The 22,395-nt window shown below is 44.3% G+C and carries 20 protein-coding genes and 2 pseudogenes; 4 read left to right on the top strand and 18 right to left on the bottom strand.

Features of this window, described 5'->3' with window-relative positions:
* Nucleotides 1–33 precede the first annotated feature (33 nt).
* The 6 genes from pgeF to HMPREF9007_RS21400 all read right to left on the bottom strand — a co-directional run bounded on the left by pgeF (nucleotide 34) and on the right by HMPREF9007_RS21400 (nucleotide 5,164).
* The gene (gene pgeF, locus HMPREF9007_RS21375) at nucleotides 34–846 is read right to left on the bottom strand and encodes a peptidoglycan editing factor PgeF (RefSeq protein ID WP_008760058.1); all 813 of its coding nucleotides are present in this window, start codon (nucleotides 844–846) and stop codon (nucleotides 34–36) included.
* Nucleotides 843–2,009, bottom strand: coding sequence for a GTPase ObgE (gene obgE / locus HMPREF9007_RS21380; RefSeq protein WP_008760057.1), 1,167 nt, complete (start codon nucleotides 2,007–2,009; stop codon nucleotides 843–845). Before obgE ends, pgeF begins: the two co-directional genes overlap by 4 nt.
* A 12-nt stretch (nucleotides 2,010–2,021) precedes the next feature.
* Complete coding sequence (locus HMPREF9007_RS21385) at nucleotides 2,022–2,591, bottom strand: adenylate kinase (protein WP_008760056.1); 570 nt, start codon at nucleotides 2,589–2,591, stop codon at nucleotides 2,022–2,024.
* A gap of 33 nt (nucleotides 2,592–2,624) precedes the next feature.
* On the bottom strand, nucleotides 2,625–3,161 hold the full coding sequence (gene hpt, locus HMPREF9007_RS21390; protein ID WP_008760055.1) for a hypoxanthine phosphoribosyltransferase: 537 nt from the start codon (nucleotides 3,159–3,161) through the stop codon (nucleotides 2,625–2,627).
* A 41-nt stretch (nucleotides 3,162–3,202) separates the two neighbouring features.
* Nucleotides 3,203–4,747 (bottom strand): peptide MFS transporter, encoded by a 1,545-nt coding sequence (locus tag HMPREF9007_RS21395; RefSeq protein ID WP_008760054.1) that lies wholly within the window; start codon nucleotides 4,745–4,747, stop codon nucleotides 3,203–3,205.
* Between the two features lie 192 nt (nucleotides 4,748–4,939).
* Complete coding sequence (locus HMPREF9007_RS21400; RefSeq protein WP_008760053.1) at nucleotides 4,940–5,164, bottom strand: winged helix-turn-helix domain-containing protein; 225 nt, start codon at nucleotides 5,162–5,164, stop codon at nucleotides 4,940–4,942.
* A 272-nt stretch (nucleotides 5,165–5,436) separates the two neighbouring features.
* On the opposite strand from HMPREF9007_RS21400, the gene HMPREF9007_RS21405 reads away from it, so the two are divergent.
* The 4 genes and pseudogenes from HMPREF9007_RS21405 (at nucleotide 5,437) to HMPREF9007_RS21420 (ending at nucleotide 9,759) form a co-directional block, all read left to right on the top strand.
* On the top strand, nucleotides 5,437–6,270 hold the full coding sequence (locus HMPREF9007_RS21405) for a hypothetical protein (RefSeq protein ID WP_008760052.1): 834 nt from the start codon (nucleotides 5,437–5,439) through the stop codon (nucleotides 6,268–6,270).
* A 531-nt stretch (nucleotides 6,271–6,801) separates the two neighbouring features.
* Nucleotides 6,802–8,313, top strand: a complete 1,512-nt coding sequence (locus HMPREF9007_RS21410; RefSeq protein ID WP_008760051.1) for a bifunctional ADP-dependent NAD(P)H-hydrate dehydratase/NAD(P)H-hydrate epimerase — start codon at nucleotides 6,802–6,804, stop codon at nucleotides 8,311–8,313.
* 73 nt (nucleotides 8,314–8,386) lie between these two features.
* Nucleotides 8,387–9,451 carry a DUF4831 family protein gene (locus HMPREF9007_RS21415; protein WP_008760050.1) on the top strand — a complete coding sequence of 355 codons (1,065 nt, stop codon included), beginning with the start codon at nucleotides 8,387–8,389 and terminating at the stop codon, nucleotides 9,449–9,451.
* A gap of 21 nt (nucleotides 9,452–9,472) precedes the next feature.
* Nucleotides 9,473–9,759 (top strand): annotated as a pseudogene (locus tag HMPREF9007_RS21420) (hypothetical protein).
* On the opposite strand, the gene HMPREF9007_RS21425 reads toward HMPREF9007_RS21420, so the two are convergent.
* The 12 genes and pseudogenes from HMPREF9007_RS21425 to lptC form a co-directional block, all read right to left on the bottom strand.
* Nucleotides 9,749–10,096, bottom strand: coding sequence for a PqqD family protein (locus HMPREF9007_RS21425; RefSeq protein WP_008760049.1), 348 nt, complete (start codon nucleotides 10,094–10,096; stop codon nucleotides 9,749–9,751). The pseudogene HMPREF9007_RS21420 and the gene HMPREF9007_RS21425 overlap by 11 nt on opposite strands.
* 44 nt (nucleotides 10,097–10,140) lie before the next feature.
* Nucleotides 10,141–11,529 carry an MFS transporter gene (locus HMPREF9007_RS21430; RefSeq protein WP_008760048.1) on the bottom strand — a complete coding sequence of 463 codons (1,389 nt, stop codon included), beginning with the start codon at nucleotides 11,527–11,529 and terminating at the stop codon, nucleotides 10,141–10,143.
* A gap of 290 nt (nucleotides 11,530–11,819) precedes the next feature.
* Nucleotides 11,820–12,215: a preprotein translocase subunit SecG gene (gene secG, locus HMPREF9007_RS21435; RefSeq protein ID WP_008760047.1), complete on the bottom strand. Its 396-nt coding sequence runs from the start codon at nucleotides 12,213–12,215 to the stop codon at nucleotides 11,820–11,822.
* 6 nt (nucleotides 12,216–12,221) lie between these two features.
* Nucleotides 12,222–13,015, bottom strand: a pseudogene (locus tag HMPREF9007_RS21440) (tetratricopeptide repeat protein).
* A 4-nt stretch (nucleotides 13,016–13,019) separates the two neighbouring features.
* Nucleotides 13,020–13,547 carry an LptE family protein gene (locus HMPREF9007_RS21445; protein WP_008760046.1) on the bottom strand — a complete coding sequence of 176 codons (528 nt, stop codon included), beginning with the start codon at nucleotides 13,545–13,547 and terminating at the stop codon, nucleotides 13,020–13,022.
* On the bottom strand, nucleotides 13,534–14,775 hold the full coding sequence (locus tag HMPREF9007_RS21450; RefSeq protein WP_008760045.1) for a sigma-54-dependent Fis family transcriptional regulator: 1,242 nt from the start codon (nucleotides 14,773–14,775) through the stop codon (nucleotides 13,534–13,536). Before HMPREF9007_RS21450 ends, HMPREF9007_RS21445 begins: the two co-directional genes overlap by 14 nt.
* Before the next feature lie 114 nt (nucleotides 14,776–14,889).
* Nucleotides 14,890–15,984: a 4-hydroxythreonine-4-phosphate dehydrogenase PdxA gene (gene pdxA, locus HMPREF9007_RS21455; RefSeq protein WP_008760044.1), complete on the bottom strand. Its 1,095-nt coding sequence runs from the start codon at nucleotides 15,982–15,984 to the stop codon at nucleotides 14,890–14,892.
* Nucleotides 15,985–15,988: 4 nt separating this feature from the next.
* Complete coding sequence (locus tag HMPREF9007_RS21460; protein WP_008760043.1) at nucleotides 15,989–17,026, bottom strand: DUF4837 family protein; 1,038 nt, start codon at nucleotides 17,024–17,026, stop codon at nucleotides 15,989–15,991.
* 17 nt (nucleotides 17,027–17,043) lie between these two features.
* On the bottom strand, nucleotides 17,044–18,078 hold the full coding sequence (gene rlmN / locus HMPREF9007_RS21465; RefSeq protein ID WP_032813593.1) for a 23S rRNA (adenine(2503)-C(2))-methyltransferase RlmN: 1,035 nt from the start codon (nucleotides 18,076–18,078) through the stop codon (nucleotides 17,044–17,046).
* A gap of 141 nt (nucleotides 18,079–18,219) precedes the next feature.
* Nucleotides 18,220–20,358, bottom strand: coding sequence for a peptidylprolyl isomerase (locus HMPREF9007_RS21470; RefSeq protein ID WP_008760041.1), 2,139 nt, complete (start codon nucleotides 20,356–20,358; stop codon nucleotides 18,220–18,222).
* A 119-nt stretch (nucleotides 20,359–20,477) separates the two neighbouring features.
* On the bottom strand, nucleotides 20,478–21,734 hold the full coding sequence (locus HMPREF9007_RS21475; RefSeq protein WP_008760040.1) for a hemolysin family protein: 1,257 nt from the start codon (nucleotides 21,732–21,734) through the stop codon (nucleotides 20,478–20,480).
* Nucleotides 21,735–21,737: 3 nt separating this feature from the next.
* Nucleotides 21,738–22,391 carry an LPS export ABC transporter periplasmic protein LptC gene (gene lptC, locus HMPREF9007_RS21480; RefSeq protein ID WP_128567774.1) on the bottom strand — a complete coding sequence of 218 codons (654 nt, stop codon included), beginning with the start codon at nucleotides 22,389–22,391 and terminating at the stop codon, nucleotides 21,738–21,740.
* Nucleotides 22,392–22,395 lie beyond the last annotated feature (4 nt).

Genomic DNA, 22,395 nt, shown 5'->3' with positions numbered 1-22,395 from the left:
ATTCAAGTTTATATCAACTTACGTTCAAGTCTATTATTTATGAATCATGATCCCCGACAGAATCCGTCCGGACTTAATGCCCAAACGCCTTGCCGAGAAAAACTCGTCGTGATGAATATACGTACATATCCGGGCAAGCTCCACTTGTCCGGACGGCACACCGAAAGCAAGGATTTGCATCCGGTTCGCTTCCCACAAGTCGATATGATGTTTTCCGGTTTCCTCTTTCCTGATAGAAATACGAGGCATATCAAAACCATTCTTCTGAAATGCTTCATACACTTCCTCACCCACTTCAAAAGAAGCCAATGAGATACTCGGACCGATACAGGCAACTACATCTTCTCCACTTGTGCCAAACTCCTTTTCCATCCGCAACAAAGTATCACGCACGATGTATGCTACCGTCCCTCTCCATCCGGCATGAATGGCAGCTATGGCACTATGTTTCTTATCATATATCAACACAGGAACACAATCCGCAGTAGAAATGCAAAGGCAATATCCCAACTCGCGGGTAATCAAAGCATCCACTCCGTGCAGCATCTCCTGTCGTTGTTGAGACGAAGCCGATAAATAAGCATCCCCGATCAGCAGGCAATTCGTCTCATGAGTCTGCACAGGAATCACCAGTTCTTCGGGTGTCTGCGACATTCCTTCCATCAGAAGCGTTTGATTCCGCCGGACCTTTTCCGCCTCGTCTCCACTGTAGGGCGTACAGTTGAATGACGCATAATTTCCTTCGCTGTACCCTCCCTGCCGGGTAGTTACAAAATGAGAAATGTTGGAGTATGAGCTTAACGACTCATACCCCAACATTCTTTTATCTCTTGTGATTGAAATCATTTTTCCTCCCAATCCTCTTCTTCGTATTCGTAGTCGAGATCATCATCGTCGTCGTCAGCGTCTTCCTCATATTCATAGTCGAGTTCTTCATCCTCGCCCATCTCTTTGAGTTCCTGTTGCAGACGGGTCACGTCTTTCGGACGGTGAACAATGTCTTCTATCTTATTACTTTCCTTGTTCAGTTCCTCCCACAGAATGTCTTTCAACACTGAGATTCCCAAACCGGAAACAGAAGAAATGAATATATGCGGAACACCCTCGGGCAATGTCGGTTCAATCTCGTCCATCAGCTCCTGATCGAGCATATCGCTCTTCGTGATAGCCAGCACACGTTGTTTGTCCAGCATTTCGGGATTGAACGTACGCAACTCATTCAGCAATACTTCATACTCCTTGCGGATATCATCGCTATCCGCCGGAACCATGAACAACAGCAACGAGTTACGCTCGATATGACGCAGAAACCGCAGTCCCAATCCTTTTCCCTGACTGGCTCCCTCGATGATACCCGGTATGTCCGCCATCACGAATGACTTTCCATCGCGATAGGAAACAATTCCCAAATTCGGTTCGAGTGTCGTAAACGGGTAATCGGCAATCTTCGGTTTCGCAGCCGAAATAGCAGAAAGTAACGTAGACTTTCCCGCATTCGGGAAACCTACCAGTCCTACATCTGCCAACAGCTTCAGCTCCATGATCACCGTCATTTCCTGCATCGGTTCGCCCGGCTGCGCAAAGCGCGGAGCCTGACGGGTAGCCGTCTTGAAATGACTGTTGCCCTGACCGCCACGACCGCCTTTCAGCAAGATCACTTCCTGTCCGTCGTCCGTCACATCGCAAAGGTATTCTCCGGTTTCGGCGTTATACACTACCGTTCCGCAGGGTACTTCGATCACTTTATCCGCACCGTCTTTTCCGAAACTACGGTTCTTGCTGCCCGATTCGCCATGACCTGCCATCGCATGACGGTCATACTTCAAGTGAAGCAATGTCCAGTAATTACGGTTACCACGCAAGATAATATGGCCTCCTCTTCCACCATCGCCCCCATCGGGACCTCCGTTAGGACAATATTTCTCGCGCCTCATGTGCGTAGAGCCTCTTCCGCCCTTGCCTGAGCGACAGTATATCTTTACGTAATCAACAAAATTCGATTCAGCCATATTTTTTATTTATTACAATTTGTCTACTGCTTCGCAGATATCAGCGAAGATACCATCCATAGTACCCAGACCGTTGATGTGCTGGTATTTCTTTTCGTTCTTGTACCAGTCGATCAGCGGAGATGTCTGTGAATGATATACATGCAGACGTTTTTTGATTGTTTCTTCGTTGTCGTCGGCACGACCGGAGTCTTTGCCACGTTTGATCAGACGTACCATCAGTTCATCTTCCGGAACTTCGAGATCCAACATTACAGAAACATCCTGTCCTCTTTCCGCCAACATCTTCTTTAATGCTTCCGCCTGTGCAATTGTTCTTGGGAAACCGTCGAAAATTACACCTTTGCTGTCTTTGAAGCTATCGAATACGCTTGCCAGAATATCAATCATCAATTCATCCGGAATCAACTGCCCCTGGTCGATGTAACCTTTAGCAGTTTTGCCCAGTTCCGTGCCGTTCTTGATTTCTGCACGCAATACATCTCCTGTCGAGATGTGGTTGATTCCATACTTTTCTACAATACGTTCGCTCTGCGTTCCTTTTCCTGAACCCGGAGCACCGAAAATTACAATGTTCAACATCTTTTTAACCTAAAAATTAATTTGTATTTGAATTTAATCTACTACAGTATAAATATCGGGATAATTGCGTCCGAAACCATCATAATCCAATCCGTAGCCAACGATAAAATCATTCGGTATTTCCATCGCTACGTATTCTATGTTCAGATTGACCTTCAGCTTTTCCGGTTTCACCAGCAAAGAGGCGATATGAATCGCTTCGGGGTTGCGTGTGCCCAGTGTATCCAGCAGACGCTGCATCGTCAGTCCGGTATCTACAATATCTTCTACGATCACTACCGTACGTCCGGCAATGTCTTCATTCAGCCCGATCACTTCTTTAATTACTCCGGTGGAAGTCACCCCCTGATAAGATGCCAACTTCACGAATGAAATTTCGCACGGAATCGTGATATGCTTCAGCAAGTCGGCGGTAAACATGAACGAGCCGTTCAACACACTGAGGAAGAGCGGATTCTTACCTGCCAAATCACGATTGATTTCGTTCGCTACGCGAATCACTTCTTTTTGAATATCCTGTTCCTTAATGGAAACAGTAAATTGCTTGTCCTTTATCTGTATGGTATCCATAACCGGTCATTTTAAAAAAGTTGTCGCAAAAATACAATTTTTTATTCTACCCCGTGCATCATCTTCTGTAATTTCTTCGAGAGAAGGAACAGAATCAGTGAGGCAACACCGGACATAATGACGAACAGCATGAAGAAGTCGTACATGGTAGCGATCTGATAACCAAGGATTGATTTCACTTTTCCGTCTTCGGGATAGAGGCCGCTCAGCATACCTGCAAATTTATTTGCGGTGGCCATCGAAAGATACCAGATACCCATCATCAGAGAAGCAAAACGCAACGGGCTCAGTTTGCTGACCATCGAAAGTCCGATAGGAGACAAAGCGATTTCGCCCATTGTATGAATAAAGTAAAGTCCTGTCAGCCAGATCATGCTCACTTTTACTCCGGGAATCGCATCTTTCACTCCAAAACAGATGAAAAGATAGCCTAGTGAAAGGAGCAGCAAGCCGATTGCCTGCTTGGTCGGGGATGCCGGTTCCATCTTTCTCTTATTCAGGAAGCCCCATATGCCCGGCATGATATAAGCAAGAATCACCACGAAAAGCGGATTGAATGACTGGAACCACGAAGCCGGCATCTCCCAGCCGAGAATATCACGATTGGTCTGTTCGGATGCAAAAAGCGTCAGAGAAGCTCCTGCCTGTTCGTAGGCTGCCCAAAAGAAGATCACGAAGAAGGCAACAATATAAATGACGAAAATACGGCTGCGTTCTATCTTAGTCAACGAACCATCCAACAGGATAAGAACGGGGAAGACAATGCAGGCAGTAAAAATACCGATACTCACCCAGTCGCCGCTGAAGGCATAGCTGAAGAAAGCGATTAAGGCAGCGGTAAGAGCAGTGATTATAATAATGTTACGTATTTTGGTACGCTTATCCATCTTCGGATGTGAGATGTGTTCGGCTTTATCTTCCTTCCTTTCGCGTTTAGCGTCGGGAACGATGCCAATCGGTTCGCCAGAAGGAGAGAAAAGGTATTTATTCTTCTGAGTTTCAAAGAGAATGACTGTAAACAACGTCATGATTCCAGATGCGAGGAATCCCCATTTAAAGTCCTGCGGATTTCCTGTGTCTCCCAAGAAACCGCAAATCAAAGGAGCAGCGAAAGAACCGACATTCACTCCCATATAGAATATGGTGTATGCTGCATCCAGACGTTTGTCTCCGGGTTCATATAGTTGTCCGACGAGGGAAGTAACAGTAGGCTTAAAGCAACCGTTGCCTAGAATAAGGAATCCGAGTCCGCCATACATCAGCCAGTGGGCAAGGTCTGTATTGTTCAGTGAAGAGGCACTCATAAACATCAGGAACTGACCGACTGCCATCATCACCGCTCCCCAAAATACCGAACGACGGATGCCCCAATATTTATCGGCAATGTATCCGCCGATCAACGGAGTCAGATAGACCAGTCCGGTGTAGCTACCGTAGATAGAGGCCGCCGCTTCTTTATCAAAAAGCAATGCCTGCGTCAGAAAGAGGATAAAGATAGCACGCATACCGTAGTAACTGAAACGTTCTGCCGTGCTCGTTGCGAAAATTAGGTAAAGGCCTTTCGGGTGCCCTTTCAATGAACTCATGAATTATGTGTTTAGTAGTTTATGGGGCGCAAAGGTACTAAAAAGTAGATTAAATGCCTCAAAAAAGAAGATTCTTATGGAATAGAAAAATACAGGATGGCGTGCAAAAAGTCTCAGTTACCCACCTTATTATGTTTTCAACAGTGTAAATAATCAAGTGGATATTCTCCTTAAATGTGGGTCAGTCCCCATTTATCCAAAGGTAAATTCAACATTCTCAATACTGGCATAGAGCATTCCTTCTTTTTTTCTAAGCAGGATTTTGTTTTCCCTTGCCAACCAGCCGATAGCAATCGCTACATCCTCGAACGTCAAACCTAACTCATGGCACAAAGTGAACATAGACTGTTCGCCCTTTTCATTTAAGATGCGCCATACTTTCCCGGCATTTGAGCCAATTCTTTTCTTTTCCATCATGCAAACTTTAGAAGATTAAACAATTTATATTTATAATCTAAACATTGTGAGCACAGGAGAATAACGTAAAGCACATTACTGCACTACAAAGATATCATTTTTTACGAAATAAGCAAATAATCAAAGCATTAGCTGCTATTATTAGTTACATTCTAATCATTTATGCCGATCTCTGCTAAAAAATAGCACAAATAAAGAAACAGTTCAATTCTTTTTCATAAGTTTGCAGACGAGAACTAAACTAATATCGCACATTTAAAACTTTAATTAGCATGACTACCAAAAAACTAACAGGAATACTTTCGTTATTCCTTTGTATTATTTGCCTCGTGAGCTGTAATGACAATGATGACAACTTTTCTCCAATCACTCTGGAATATGAAGATCCTCAAATTAAGTTCGACAACGAGAGCCGTTCTTACACACTGACTCCGTTCAGCAAAGAAACGACACCACTCTTCATCAAGGGTGGAGACGGAACTTACAAAGTGACCAATGAGAATGAGAAAGTGGTACAAGTAAACTACCACAACGGAAGTTTAACATTGAAGGCAAAGGAAATAGGACGCGCATCCATCAAGATAGAAGACAGTTCGAATAATATGTATATACTGTCTGTCGTTGTAAAATATCGTACTCTTACTCATAAGGCGTTTACAGCAAAAGTCATTGTGAAGGGAGACGAGCTTACATCTGAAGAACACACTGAGTTAATGAACAAAGTGGGCAATTCATATCCGATTAATAAATATGTATTTACTTTTATGAATGCGGAAGACAGCAAAGGAACAGTAGATTTGTATTATTCAGATAATAACATGAAAACAGGCAACTTTGAAAAAGAACATATAGTGCTGGATGAAGAAAATGCCATTCCCATCAAAGGTGAATACAAATTGAGTGAGTATTACCGTATAACAATCAAAGAAGATAATGGCAAAGTTATTGATACTTTCTATATTACCAAGAACTTTCTACCACTCCTCAATACAAGAATGAATGCTCATCCGTTAATTCAGTACTGTTTTGTCAGAGATTTAACCGCACAGTACAAACAAGATTACCTTGCACTGGAAAATGCATATCTGATTCAAATAGCAGAATGAGAACTACACTGATTTTCTTCTTTAGCAGAGTGAATAGAGTATTTATTATATGAGCAAACTCCCCATTAGATTTAGCAAAAAACAATAAGCTATTAGCTAATCAAGAATATGCCCATAGCATATTTATCACAATCACCTCTTCCACCCTTTTCCTGAACCTTTGATAAATAAGGCGATTGCGGGTGAAAGAGGTGAACCAGAGGAATATACAGTAGTAGAAACACGCATGGGAAGGTTAACAAACAGCCATGAATGTTCTCCGGAGAGAGTAAAAGTAAATGAGATAACAATGCTTGTTATACTGCGTTACAAGCATTGAAAGCCATCATAACAAGCATTGATATCTACCATAACAATCATTAATATCTGACTTCTCAACTATTAATAACTGACACATCAACTATTAATACCTGACAACTCAAGTATTAATACCTGAAGTTCCTTCCCAAAAAGCCGAAAACCAACCGGAATAAAGGATTAATTCAGAGTTTTTGTGTAAGTTTGTGCGTCGAAAACTAAAAGAATATCGCAATGAAAATATTTCCAAGCAGCAGCATTAAGAAGTTAGATGCCTATACCATTGAACATGAACCGATTGCATCCATAGATTTAATGGAACGTGCCGCACAGGCGCTGACTAAAGCCATCACCAACAGATGGAATCCGGAAACACCTGTCACCATCTTTGCCGGACCGGGCAATAATGGCGGAGACGCCCTCGCCATCGCCCGCATGATGGCGGAAAAAGGATACAAGATCGAAGTATATCTCTTCAACACGAAAGGCGAACTTTCGCCCGACTGTCAGACCAACAAAGAACTGGTAGAGATGATGGAAGAAGTAACTTTCCATGAAATCAGCACCCAGTTCGTACCTCCCACACTGACACCGGAACATCTCGTGATCGACGGATTATTCGGTTCCGGACTCAACAAACCATTGAGCGGAGGATTCGCTGCCGTTGTGAAATATATCAATGCCTCTCCCGCCATGGTAGTCTCCATCGACATCCCTTCCGGACTGATGGGAGAAGAAAATACATTCAATGTAAAAAGCAATATTATCCGTGCGGACGTCACTTTCAGCCTGCAACTTCCTAAACTGGCCTTCCTCTTTGCCGAAAATACAGAATTTGTTGGCGAATGGGAGTTATTGGACATCCAGCTGAGCGAAGAAGGAATCGAAGAGACTGAAACAAACTACGAAATGCTGGAAATCGAAGAAATCCGTTCACTGATCAAACCACGCCAACAATTCGCCCATAAAGGAAACTTCGGACATGCCCTGCTGATAGCCGGCTCAAAAGGAATGGCAGGTGCATCGGTACTGGCCGCGCGTGCCTGTCTGCGCTCGGGAGTAGGTCTGCTGACCGTACACGCGCCGTTATGCAACAACGATATTCTGCAAACGTCTGCCCCCGAAGCCATAGTAGAAACAGATGTCAGCGAAACTTGCTTTGCCGTACCTACCGATACGGATGATTATCAAGCTGTCGGCATCGGTCCGGGACTCGGTCGCAGCGAGGAAACGGAAGCCGCCTTGATAGAACAACTGGAACATTGTCAGACTCCGACAGTACTGGATGCCGACGCACTCAATATTCTGGCCAATCACCGGCATACGCTCACCCATCTGCCGAAAGGTTCCATCCTCACCCCTCACCCGAAAGAGCTGGAACGCCTGGTCGGCAAATGTCAGGACTCATACGAACGACTCATGAAAGCCTGCGAACTGGCGCACACTGCCAAAGTACATATCATTCTGAAGGGAGCTTATTCCGCCATTATCACCCCCGAAGGCAAATGTTACTTCAACCAAACCGGTAATCCCGGTATGGCAACAGGAGGCAGCGGAGATGTACTGACAGGAGTAATCCTTGCACTCCTTGCGCAAGGCTATCCCGCCGAAGACGCCGCAAAGATCGGTACTTACATTCACGGATTGGCCGGAGACATCGCCCAGAAAAAACAGGGCATGATCGGATTAATCGCAAGTGATATCGTCACCTGTCTGCCGACGGCATGGCGACTTGTAAGCGAATAAAAGTTAAGAACTTACGGTTTATTCAATAACTTCATTAACTTTGTTTTTCAAAATCAGCTAAAAAGAACCGAATATGAAAAAGTTAATCATAGCAACAGGACTACTAATGGCAACTTCCGCCTATGCGCAGACCGAAGTGCTGACAGGAGTGACGCGAGGAAAAGACTACGGAGTAGTGTACGCCCTCCCCAAAACCCAGATAGAAATAGAAATAAAAGCAAACAAAGTCAACTATAAGCCGGGTGAATTCAGCAAATACGCCGACCGCTACCTGAGACTGACCAACGTCTCTGCCGAACCCGAAGAATACTGGGAACTGAACAGTGTCAAAGTGAAACCTGTAGGTGTACCAAACAGCGAAGCTACTTATTTCGTCAAACTGAAAGACAAAACCGTAGCTCCTCTTATGGAACTGACTGAAGAGGGTCTTATCAAATCAATCAACGTCCCCTACAGCAGCAACAATGCAAAGAATGCAGCAAACAATGCCGTTGCTCCCCAACAAAAAGCCAATCCCCGCGACTTTCTCACAGAAGAAATTCTGATGGCAAGTTCAACCGCCAAGATGGCCGAACTGGTAGCAAAGGAAATCTATAATATCCGCGAAAGTAAAAACGCATTATTGCGCGGACAAGCAGATAATATGCCTTCGGACGGCGCACAGCTCAAAATCATGCTCGACAACTTGAATCTTCAGGAAGAAGCCATGACCGAGATGTTTTCGGGAGTCCGCAATAAAGAAGAAAAGACATTTACTGTCCGCCTCACTCCGGATAAGGAATTCGACAATGAGGTAGCTTTCCGCTTTTCAAAGAAGCTGGGTATAGTTGCCAACAACGATTTGGCAGGCACTCCATTCTACATCAGTCTGAAAGACCTGAAAACGGTGAAGATTCCGCAAGAGGACGGGAAAAAGAAGAAAGAGATGGAAGGCATTGCTTATAACGTACCGGGACAGGCAATGGTGACGCTGACGGACGGCAAAAAGAAATTGTATGAAGGAGAAATACCTGTTACTCAGTTCGGTATCATAGAATACCTTGCTCCGGTATTATTCAACAAGAACTCGACCATCAAAGTTTACTTTGATCCGGTGACCGGTGGACTACTGAAAGTAGATAGAGAAGAAAGCAAATAAAACCTCTAAAAAAACAAAACGATGGGTGGCGAAGGACATATGCTCGACATGATACGTCGGCTGAAAGACGGCAAAGAAGCCTCCCGCTTACGCCGTGAACGGAGAAATGACAAGTTAGGGCGACTTAGAAGAAACAACGACCCTTATCTTCTGCCGGATACGACTCCGGAAGAGATGGAACGCATCATCAAGGATTCGGAAAAGAAAAAGAAAAAGATAACAGCTATTTCGTATGGGGAACGCTCATCATTATGGGCGTACTGATAGGATGTGCTGTCCTCCTGTGGGCAATCTTTTTTAATGGATAATTATCCATTTAATAAATCCGTCTTTCTGTAATTGGGAAAGATAGGTAGATACACGAGACTCGTAGCCTGCTTCATATTGAAAGTGGTCTGCGAGTTTTTCTATAATCTCACGAACCGTCCGCTGCCCGTCTATCAGGTTCCATACAGCCGTACCGTGTTCTTCTAGACGCACATGAATATCTTTGGACATTCCTTTCGGCAATAAATAACGACTCATCCACGAACGTTTAAAACGAGGGAAGGAGAGCACAATAGTCTCCCCTTCCTGTTCAGCTTTAATATGTTCGTTACGACAAGGGATCACCTCCAGGAGGTTTATTTTCTCTTTCGTAGCCATATCTTTTCTCTTTTATATCTTTTCAGATAGAATATATACTGTGATTATTTCTGAATATTTGCTTCTTCCAGTCCGTAGCCTTTCTTCTTGTTTTCCACTTTCAGCATCAAGGCAACAATCAGGGCAAGTACACCGAACATAGCAAAAATAGCCATCGGCAAGGTATAATCATAAGTCTGTGCACCATCTACAACCGGACCTTTGCAATAAGAGTTCAACACCCATCCGATCAGCAAAGGCACGCCCATCAATCCCCAGTTCTGTACCCAAAAGATCAACGCATAAGCCGTTCCCAACTGTTTCTCCGGAATAATCTTCGGAACCGAAGGCCACATTGCCGAAGGAACCAATGAGAAAGCAAATCCCAGAATAATCATGATCACCGTTGCAAACCACCATATATTCAGAATAGGAAGAGCGAACATCGTGTGTACGAAAATCAGCATCACCGACCCGATCACCATCAGCGTGGCTCCCTTACCGATACGGTCATACAATGAACCGAACAACGGTGTCAGGATGATCGCGCCAATCGGCAGCAATCCGGGAATCGTTCCCGCAAGTTTCGGATCAACATTGTACTTCTGTACCATCAAATCGGCCGCATACTTGATGAAGGGGAATACAGCCGAATAGAACAATACGCACAGTAATGCGATCAGCCAGAATCCTCTGTTGGTAATGATATAGACAATGTCTTTCATGCGGAAAGGTTCTTCCGGTTCCAGTCCTTCCGCATCCAGTGAAGTATCCAGTTTCTTATCGTAGAAAGTATAGATGAAGAATGCGATGGTACCTACGCACAACATGACGAGACAGAACAGAATAGGAGCGGGAATATTGGTATGGAATACGCCGCTCTCATCCGTAGACCCGAAGAAGTCTGCCAAAGGAACGGTAAGCACCATGGCCAAAGTCGTTCCAATACGCGCGGTCGCCATTTCCAGTCCCATAGCGAGAGCCATCTCTTTGCCTTTAAACCACTTCACGATAATCTTCGAAACGGTGATACCCGCAATTTCGACTCCTACACCGAAAATAGCATAACCCAATGCAGCCAATGTGACTTGCATCTTGAATCCGAAAAGCATCGCACCTTCCGGGAAAGTAGTAGTAATAGCATAATATTTCAATCCACAACCGAACACCATCAATAAACAGGCACCCATTCCGGTGAAGCGTACTCCCATCTTATCCAGAATGATACCACCAAAGATGAGCATCAGCAGGAATACATTAAACCAGCCATAAGCACTGGTGAAAAAACCGTAATCTAAACTGTCCCAGAGAAGTTCTTTTTCAAGCATGGGTTTCAGAGGAGACATAACGTCTGTGAGGAAGTAGCCGCACAACATGGTAAAAGCGACTAATGCTAGAACACTCCAACGCAGCACTGCGGAGTCATTCAGCTTTTGTTTCAATTGTTCTGTCATTGTAATATTTAAAAGGAGTTAATAATCTCGTAACGGGCAACAAAGTTAACTAATTATCATTTGTTTTACTAAAAAAGGAGAACATTTTATAAGAAAAAGGACATCTGACCGGATATTCCTGTATGAAGAAGAGCAGACCGGGCCCAATAATAAAGACAGGCGCGAACTACACGTATTACACGATTCTATTAGAATCTCTTGTAATTCGCGTAATTCGCGCCTATAATGAAGAGAACGGGTCAAAAAGCCCGTTCACTCAATAAGTTTAAACCGAATATCCTGTCACTGAATTATTCTGCTGCAGGAGCAGGAGTTTCAGTAGCCGGAGCTTCCGTTGCTGGTGCAGACTCTGCAGGAGCAGTAGCATCTGTCTGAGGAGCAGCAGTACCGGTAGGCATATTATACGGGTTGGTTTGTTGTTCTTTCTGTGCTTGTTCCAACAATACATCTTTAGCTGCAGAAGAAGAAGGAACAACGTAAGCAGTAGCAACGCTCATCACAACCATGAAGATAGCCAGACCCCAAGTTGCTTTTTCCAGAAAATCTGTAGTCTTGCGCACACCCATGATAGCGTTTGATGAAGAAAAACCAGAAGCAAGTCCGCCTCCTTTTGAATTCTGAATCAGCACGATGAAGCACATCAGCAAGGCTGCAATCACCATTAAGATAATGAATAATAAGTACATTTTTAGTTATTTTGAATTAGCGTTAATAATCAATTTCTCCAAAAATCTGATTTGGTCTGCAAAGTAAGCATTTTTTTTTGGATATTTCAAGCTTAATTTTTAATTATTTCAAGAGCTTTCGAATATCGTTGCTGTTTTACGTAGATTTTGGCCAAAGTTTCTGTGAAACAGCTGTCATCTTCCTCTTCTATGGCGTTGGTTTCAGTTGTTTCGTCTGTTCTGCCCGTTTCGTTTGTTTCAGCGGAAGAAGCTGCCTTTGCTTTCTCTTCTTCCCTCAAAGGTTTCAGGTATACGACTGGATCAGTCTCGCTTTTTTCGATAAAGTTGTCAATCAGCTCGTGTCCTTTCAGCTTGGGCATTGCCTCTGCCGGCTCGTCGGCGACAGATGTCTCTTCGAGAAGGTATGCCGTATAGTCCATGGAGTAATCAAAGCTTGTCTGACTGGTTACTTCTTCGGGAGCCGTCGAAAGGAAAGCATCGATCAGAGCCAGTGTCCGGTCGACGGTAGGCTCATCTTTCAATACTTCAGAGAGAGGCAGCCCTTTCTTCTGGGATTCGACAGCGAAGCGTTCGCCTTCGATCAGATGAAACAGTTTCCGTCGGTCGGCAATATACAGAACGGCTTTCCGCAGTTCCGCACCGAAATTAATGTCGTGGAGAATATACAGGTTCTTGAGATACAACAACCGGAGCGACTGAAAATACGGATACCTCGCGAGCTGGTTGCGCAGTTCGTACAAAGTATCCCTATTCAGCGTCTCGGGATGCTGAATCCATTGTTGCAAGTTAACAGAAGTCATTAAATTACCAGTTTGCTACAGTTGCATTAAATATTTGGTCGGTTATCTCTTTACTCATTTCCGCTATTAATCCATCCTGTACGGCTGTCAGCAGCTGGCTGGAATCATAGGTACGGAAAGCTGAGAATTGTTGTTCGAAGTCTTCGGCGTGATTTGTGTTGTTGACAAAGCGTACATTGACCGTGATGGTCAGCTTCGTTTCCGAAGAGTAACCATCGGCAGACACTGCCTGGTTATACTGGTTGTAGCCCGTAATTTCACCGTCAATCTGCAGATCCGCATTCTGGTTCGGTTTCAGCAGTTGCAGACGGGTCTGTCTGATGAAGATATCTTTCAGGTCTTCATTGAACTTGGTAGCCAGCGGAGCATACACATACTCCGACTTAATCGGGAAATCAGCAATCGAAATAGTCTTCACCTTATCGTAATTGATAGAGGAGCCATTAAACTTATAGGACACACTACAGGCGATGATGACTGCCGGTAAAACAACCAATATCAGCGGTCGTGCTATTTTCTTAATCCAATTCATATTCTTTTATTTTTCTGTAAAGGGTACGCTCGGAGATATTCAGATCCTTCGCCGCACTTTTCCGCTTACCATGATGCCTCTCAAGCGCTTTACGTATCATTTCTTTTTCCACTTCATCGAGCGAAAGGGTTTCTTCTACATATTCTTCCGTGTCCTGAATATCGTCATCGTCTTCTTTGGGACAAACAGACGGTTGCTGCACAGCATGGATAATGGCCGGCACGGAAGGCTGGTGCGTCGTTGTCACTACCGGAGTAGCTACTACCTGTCCCATCTGTCCGACTTGTCCCGCACGTTCGGCCATCATATTGTGCACCATCTTCTTCAGTTCCGCCACTTCCTGACGCATATCGAACAAGACAGAATATAGTATTTCGCGTTCGCTCTCAAAGCTCTTGCTCTCGCGTGTGCCGAACAGTGCCGGAAGGCGTTGGGTATTCTGTGCCGGAAGATAGGTCTGCAGAATCGCAGCCGTTATCTCACGGTTTGTTTCTATAATCGAAATCTGCTCTGTGATGTTCTTCAACTGCCGGACGTTTCCCGGCCACGGATAAGCAAGCAATATCTTCTTGGCATCTTCCGTCAGCTGGATAGCCGGCATCCGGTACTTTTCGGCAAAGTCTGCGGCAAACTTACGGAACAACAACAGCACATCATCTCCACGCTCACGCAAAGGTGGTATCTGAATAGGCACCGTGTTCAACCGATAATACAAATCTTCCCGGAAGCGTCCTTCGGCAATGGCTTGTGTCAAGTTCACGTTGGTAGCTGCCACAATACGTACATCCGTCTTTTGCACTTTGGATGAACCTACCTTGATAAATTCACCGCTTTCAAGTACACGGAGCAGACGCGCCTGTGTAGGCAACGGCAACTCTCCCACTTCATCAAGGAAGATAGTTCCACCGTCAGCTTCTCCAAAATATCCTTTCCGCTCACCAATAGCACCGGTAAATGCTCCTTTCTCGTGTCCGAACAGTTCGGAATCGATCGTACCTTCCGGTATGGCACCACAGTTGACAGCAATATACTGCCCATGCTTTCTCCGGCTATATTGATGAATGATCTGTGGAAAACTTTCTTTTCCGACACCACTTTCTCCGGTAATCAGCACAGACAAATCGGTAGGCGCTACCTGAATGGCAACATCTATGGCACGTGATAAAGCCTCGGTATTGCCAATAATACCGAAACGCTGTTTCACTTGTTGTATCTCTGCTTTTGTCATCTATCCTAATATTAAGTAATAAGTAACAGGTAATAAGTAATAACCTTGCGGATATATAGGACAACGGTAATACTTATTACCTATTACTTATTACCTATTACCTATTACTTATTTCTAATCTTCGTCTACTGTATCCAGTTTTAGTTTATCACTATCGTCCCGTTTCTCGTAATACTGCTTCCGCAACGGGTTTACCCGTGCCGCTTTCTCGCGCTGGCGGTTGCGGAATACATCAATCGCTACATAAATAGCCTGGCGGAAAGAGTCTTCGCTGGCCAGTCCTTTACCGGCGATGTCATAGGCTGTTCCATGAGCCGGAGAGGTACGTACAACCGGCAGTCCGGCGGTATAGTTCACACCGTCTTCCATAGCCAGGGCTTTGAACGGAGCCAGTCCCTGATCATGATACATAGCAAGGATTCCGTCAAAGTGAGTATAATTGCCCGAACCCATAAAACCGTCCGCAGCATAAGGACCGTAACAGATGATCCCTTTCTCTTCCATTTCTTTCATGGCAGGGATAATGATTTCCTGTTCTTCCATACCCAGCAGTCCGCCGTCTCCTGCATGAGGATTCAGTGAAAGCACTGCAATACGGGGCGCACCGATACCGAAATCCTGTTTCAGACAACGATGGAAAATCATCAGCTTTTCCTGAATCAGTTCCTTGGTGATTGTTGTAGCAATCTCCCTTACCGGAATATGCGTCGTTACTAAAGCCACACGAAAATCGTTTTTCATCAGGATCATCAGTGACTTGTTTCCATTGCCCAGACGTTCTTCAATATACTCCGTATGCCCGGGGAAAGAGAACTCTTCCGACTGAATGGTATGTTTGTTGATCGGAGCTGTCACAATGACGTCGATCAGCCCCTCACGATACTCTTCTATGGCACGCTCCAAAGCACCCAATGCAGCCTTACCTGCTTCGGGATCGGGTTTGGAGAATTCCACTTTCACTTCGTCATCTGTACAGTTCACTACACTCAGACGGTTGTATCCGGCTTCGGAAGCTGTGTTGACAATGCTGAAATTAGCCTGTACATCCAGTGCTTTACGATGGTAAGCCGCTACTTTAGGTGAACCGTAGATAATCGGAGTACATAGCTCAAGCATGGTAGGGTCTGAGAATGTCTTCAAGATCACTTCATAACCTACCCCGTTGATATCTCCTTGGGTAATGCCGATTCTTATTTTGTTTTCTTCCATGTTTTTATTTATTAGTTGGTTCCGCTTCTCTGGTTACCCCCAGTGGAATCTGACTCTGCTGAGCTTCTTGCGGAAGTTTCAGCGTATAAAGAGATGCTTCCATCTGGCGAACCAGATTGCGTTTCATTTTATCGGGTGAATATACAAATATTTCTGCTGTAATAATACGTTGGTTCTTCTGATCCAGACGAGTATGGGAAACGAACGGGCCACCCATGAAGTCACCCTTCATGCGCCACAATCCACGAGCTTCCATCGTGTAGTCATTGTGCACGTTGATCGGACGAACATCGGTCAGTAACGAGTCTGTCGACATATATACGCCTTCTTTATATCCGGGGATATTGGCTTTCATCACAGAATCGCGCTTATGAACAAAGTATTCTTTGGTGAATGTATCCTTGTCAGTATAAGGATAAGAATACATCACGAAATTGCGATCCGCGCTGCCTGTATTGGTAGATGCCCAGAAGAAGTCCTCTCCTGTCTTGGAGTTATTCAGTTCGGAAGGTATCCAGATATCGCAGCCAAACAGACTATCTACCTTATTTGAGATAAAGTTGTTGTGCTTTTCCTCCAGCAAAGTAATCTGACGGTTCATTTCAGCGCGAGTGAAGAAGTCGATAATCGTCTGCTTGTTTTCTTCGACAAACTTCTCAAACACTTCTTCGTTCGGAGCCTGAATGGTCAGTATCATCTGTGGAGAAGCATAAACGTCTTTCGCATACTTGAAAGTACCTTTGGTATAAATATCTTTTATATCTACTATCACAATATTACGGATCAACTTCAGCGTAGAATCATAGTCCTTCGGTGAAGTATACATAATCCGGAAAGAAGGTTCCGACTGGGGCAGTCCCGGCATGTCAGAATCAAGCACATCATGCAAGGCCCTTCCGGCGGCACGGTCCCACACTCCCGCATCTACTACAACCAACAGTTCATACGGACGACCGCTAGAGGTATGATTCCCCTTTAATCCACAAGAAGCAACTACGAAGGCTACCAAAGCCATGCTTAAATAAAAAAAGTACTTTTTCATGATGTTCGATTTTTATATTAACTTTTATTATTTTCCTCCTGTTTCGCAGTCGACAGCATACCGCATGCCGCAAAAATATCCTCTCCCCGCGAAGCACGAATGGTAGTGAAAAGCCCGTGCGTAGTCAGATAGTCACGGAAACGGGTCATCGTATCCATATCGGCTCCTTCAAGGGCTACTCCCGGAATAGAATGGAAACGGATCAGGTTAATCCGGCAATCCAGTCCGCGAAGCAGTTTGAGTAACTCCTTGGCATAAACTTGCGAATCATTAAGCCCCTTAAAAACAATATATTCAAACGAAAGTCGACGCTGTTTGCTAAAATCATAGTTTTTTAACAGTTCCACCATTTCCGTGATAGAAAAGGCTTTCTCCGCCGGCATCAGTTCCGCACGCTGGGCGGTCACCGGAGAATGCAGGCTGATGGCAAGGTGACAGTCGCTTTCTTCGATAAAGCGCCGCAATCCTTTCCGCAATCCGACAGTTGAAACGGTAATCCGCTTCGGGCTCCATGCATAACCATAGGACCCTGTCAGTATGTCCAATGCCTTCAACACCTCTTCCAGATTATCGAGCGGTTCGCCCATTCCCATCATGACGACATTCGTCAGTTTGTCCCGTTCCGGCAAGGAGTGAATCTGATTGATAATCTGATGGGCGGTCAGGTTGGCAGAGTAGCCTTGTTTCCCGGTCATACAGAACTTGCAGTTCATTTTGCAGCCTACCTGCGAAGAAATGCATAAAGTCGCCCGTTCATCATCCGGAATATACACCGACTCCACAAAATGATTCTCGCCCACAGGGTACAGGTATTTCACCGTACCGTCTACAGAGCGCATTTCCTCCACCGGAGCTTCAGCTCCTACCTCATAGTTCTGCTTCAGTAACTCCCGGTATTTCAACGACAAGTTAGTCATTTCATCAATCGAAGTCACCTTCTTATCATAAAGCCAGGATGCAATCTGTTTGGCTGCAAAGCCCGGCATTCCCAGACGTTTCACCAGTGACTGCAGCTCTATAAGCGTCATTCCTAAGAGGGGATATTTAGACATCATTCTTTCTGTTCATGGTTTATATTTGCAAATGTAAGGAAATAAAGTCGATTTCCGTATAGCAAGGATGTAAAAGTTAGCAAAAAAGGTCGTTCCAAAGCATGGAACGACCTTTTGCAGTTATCGTTTTTACGACTAATCTTAGAAGAACAGGTAACGTGTATCCTTCACTTTTCCTTTCAGATACAGGTCGTTCATCAGACGGCTTGCGAAGCGTGCGTGCATATTAGCCAATGTAGCTTCTTCATCTTTAGCGTTAAAAGTATCGCTCAGTTTGTCTTTGCCATACATCTGAAGCACAAATACACCGGCATTACCTTTGATTGGAGCACTCAGTTTGTTCATTTCAGCCACAGAAGCATAAGCACCTACCAGCGGTTCGCTGCTGCGCAATTCAGAGACATAAGCGGGAGCGGCAAATGTAACCAGCTTCAAAGAATCGCTGACTGCGCCGGGCATAGCCTTGTACTGGTCGAGAGAAGTTGCATTGGCAGCTTTCATATCAGCCATGATCTTTTCGGCTTTCTTATCTTTAACGATTTCAGCTCTCAACTGATCCTGTACAGCTTTCAGCGGACGATATCCTTCCGGAGTAACACCAACCAGAGCTACTGCAACCATATGGTCGCTTTCGCCACATTCATACAAACCGGAAACATCACCCGGTTTAGCGGCAAACGCCCATCTCAATGCTTCTTTAGTACCTCTTACACCACCGATAGTGTGTTCTGAGCTATACAAGTCTCTTCTGTCAAGCAGTTTGTATCCGGCTTCTTCAGCGTTAGCGATCATCTTTTCAGCAGTAGGATTGGCAGCGATGAACTGGCTGAAGTCATTGTAAGCACGGTTATAAGTTTCTTTGCTGAATTCAACTTCACGTTTCACAACAGCTACTTTATATTTATCCTTCACAGCTTTCTTGTTAGTCACCTGTAGGATTACATTAGCTTGTCCCAACGGCAGGTTTACTACTTCGTTCACGCCTGTATTATTGATAGCAGAGATAAACTTCAGGTTGTCACCATCGATCTGTGCGCCTTCATACTGTGCAGAGCTCATCCAGTTAGTCTCACCCGTCTGACCGTATTTCTTAGCCAGATCTGCGAAGTTAGCACCGCCTTTGATAGCAGTATAGATACTGTCCGCCAAGGCTTTTGTCTTCAAAGCGTCTTCTGCAAACACCTGAATCTGACGGAACTCGATTGAGTCGGCAGCAGCTGTTTTTGCAACCACTTTGAATGAATTAATAGTATTGTCGGCACCATTATAGTACGGACCATAAACAGAACCAACGGATGCAGAGTCCAGACGGGCAACTACATCTGACGGGAAAGCTGTTTTATTATAGAACAAGTCTACATAAGGAGCTTCCGAGCCTACAGAGCGGATAAAAGAAGTATAGTCATCTGTTGTAGTAGCCAACTGTGCAGTAGCTTCGTCTACTTCCTGCTGGATAGCAGCTCTGTCTTCCGCACTTGCAGTCACCTGAACATCAATGTACTTGATATCACGGCTTTCCTGATATTGCTTGAACTGTTCTTTCTTCTTGTTATAAAGGTCTTTCAGTTCCGATTCTTTCACAACGATTGTAGAATCTACTACAGAAGAATAAGGAACGGCAGCCATCAACAAGTCATATTGATTCACTCTTGCGTCGAAAGCGTCCTGTGCTTCTACCGGGTTAGAAAGAAGCGCTTTTGCTACCAATGCCTGATATTTTTCTGCCAGGCGGCTCTGAACCAATGTCTTCTGGATGAATGACCAGTATTTGTACATGTTGTTGTACTGTTCTGCATACTGAGCCGGCATCTGAGATTCGTTCATTTTAGCGTAATCTACCAGGAACTTATTGAGCATATCCTTATCGAAAGCACCGGTCTGCGGGTTGCGGAAAGGAGTCTGTTGCAACAACGGATGCACGCCTGCTTTCAGGATATCCTGAATTTCAGCAGCAGAAACTGTCAGTCCCAATGCTTTTGCTTCTTTCTCAACCAGTTTGTTATTAACGTAGGAACGCCATACTTCGTCGCGCACCTGATTGGTCTGTTCGTCGTTCAGTGCAGTCACTCCACGGGAGAGTTTTATCACTTCGGTATATTCTTCTACCAGATTCTGATACTCTTGAGCGGAAAGAGCATCTCCGTTCACCTCACCTACGTCATGTGCCTGGTGCGGTTGCATCACCTTCCACGCGTCACCCGCGATGAAAGCAAACAGCGCCAAACCGATAACAATCACCAATAGAGGTCCTTTCGACCTAATGTTTTGTAATGTTGCCATTTTGATTAATACGATTTATGTTTATTATTATTTCTTTCTATTGTCATTTTAGCGCACGAAGATACAAAAAATGCTAATATGCTTCTATTTATTAGCTAAAAATTTCACGGTTATCGCCATTATTCCATGACTTTTAAGCGTACAAGTTCTATTTTTGTCGCTGTCACCTTGATTATTTTAAACTGATAACGGCCGACACGTACCAATTCGTGCAGTTTCGGGAAGCTCTGATATTGGTTCAGTATCAATCCGCCTACCGTCAGATAGTCGTCCGATTCGGGCAGATCAAGTCCGAACATTTCATTGACTTTTTCTATCTCCAGACGGGCGGACAAAACATATTCATCTTCGTCAATCTTCTTGCAGATATAGGAAGTATTGTCATGTTCATCTTCTATATCACCAAATATTTCTTCTACCAAGTCTTCCAACGATACAATGCCGGATGTACCTCCAAACTCATCCACGACCACGGCAATCGTCCTCTTTTGCAACATAAACAGCTTCATCAGTTTGTGGGCAGACATCGTTTCGGGTACGATCGGCACGTCTTTCACGTTATCGCGCCAGTCTTTCGGATCACGAAACATTTCCGATGAATGGATAAAACCGACCACATTATCGATATTTCCGTCATACACAATGATCTTCGAGATCCCGGATTCTATAAAACGGCTCTTGAGTTCATCCAACGAAGTAGTAAGGTCGACCGCAACGACTTCGGTACGTGGAACGATACAGTCACGTATTTTTATGTTTGAGAAATCAAGTGCATTTTGAAAGATTTTCACTTCCGTATCCAATTCTTCTTCATTCGCAGCATTATCGATGCTACTCTGCACGAAATAGTCCAGATCGACTTTTCCGAAAGCCTTGTCCGAAGCATCTTTGTTAACCTTCATACCGAATATACGAAGAAAAAGGCAAGACAAACCGGAAGATAACTTCGAGACAGGATATAAAATGACATAACAAATAAAAAGCGGAATAGCGGCAACATTCAAGACCAGATTGGGATTGATCTTAAACAATGTTTTAGGAAGAAACTCTCCAGTCACCAAAATAATCAGAGTAGAGATGACGGTCTGCGCCAACACCATCAGAAAGTGGTTATCAATAAAACCAGCCAACAGATTATCACCGATGATCTGTGCCATCAATATACCATAGATAACCAATGCTATATTGTTTCCTACCAGCATGGTAGAGATAAATTCGTTCGAGTTCTTGAAAAAGATGGAAAGAATACGGGATGTGATTCCTCCCTTACGTTCCATTTCAAAGCGCAACTTATCTACTGAGACAAACGCGATCTCCATTCCTGAGAAGAAAGCGGAGAAAGCCATAGTGATGAGTAAAGAGATATAAATATTCATAGTTTATTTCACAGAATCTTTTTTCGTCGAATCCGGCGGCAATGCTTTTACTTCCGGTTGAGCAGTTCCCCCATTTTCGTCAACATAGAAAATGCCCTCAATATTCTGAATGACATAAACGGTCATTTGCTGATTGGAGTCAAAACCATGTCCGGTAATTACACGATCCGGCTGCTGGATACGTATAAACTTGTCGGAATAGACTTTTTGAGTTGCTTCGTTCCAATAAAGCAACTCGGTATTGAAACGCTCCCCTTTCCGGTTCTGTATATCTACATTCCCTATCAGTTTCCAGAGTTTCTGCTTATCATAATAATAAGCGGTATCTGCCTTGATGCTGGCTTCAATATTAAAGATAGAATCAAATTGTTCCAGATAAACTCCTTTTTCAAAAGCCCAATAAGAAGGCTTCTTACGATCGAACATCAACCATTCTTCCGTCTTCACCCGATAACGTGTCACTCCCGAATCAGAAATAAGGGTTGTAACTCCCAACGTTTTCATCATTGGTAATGAGTCACGCTCAGTAATAGCATCACCTACAGTCTTCTTCTTACCGCCGCAGGAAGAAAATGAAAGAAGCATAACAATTGCCCCGAAGGCAATTGTTATGCTTATGCTTTTATGCAACAAACGGTTACTTCGTTTTCGCAACATAAAT

The organism is Bacteroides sp. 1_1_14, assembly GCF_000162515.1.
Classification (GTDB): Bacteria; Bacteroidota; Bacteroidia; order Bacteroidales; family Bacteroidaceae; genus Bacteroides; species Bacteroides thetaiotaomicron.
The sequence above is the reverse complement of the archived record's forward strand: the minus strand, read 5'-3'. Positions and strand labels throughout refer to the sequence as shown.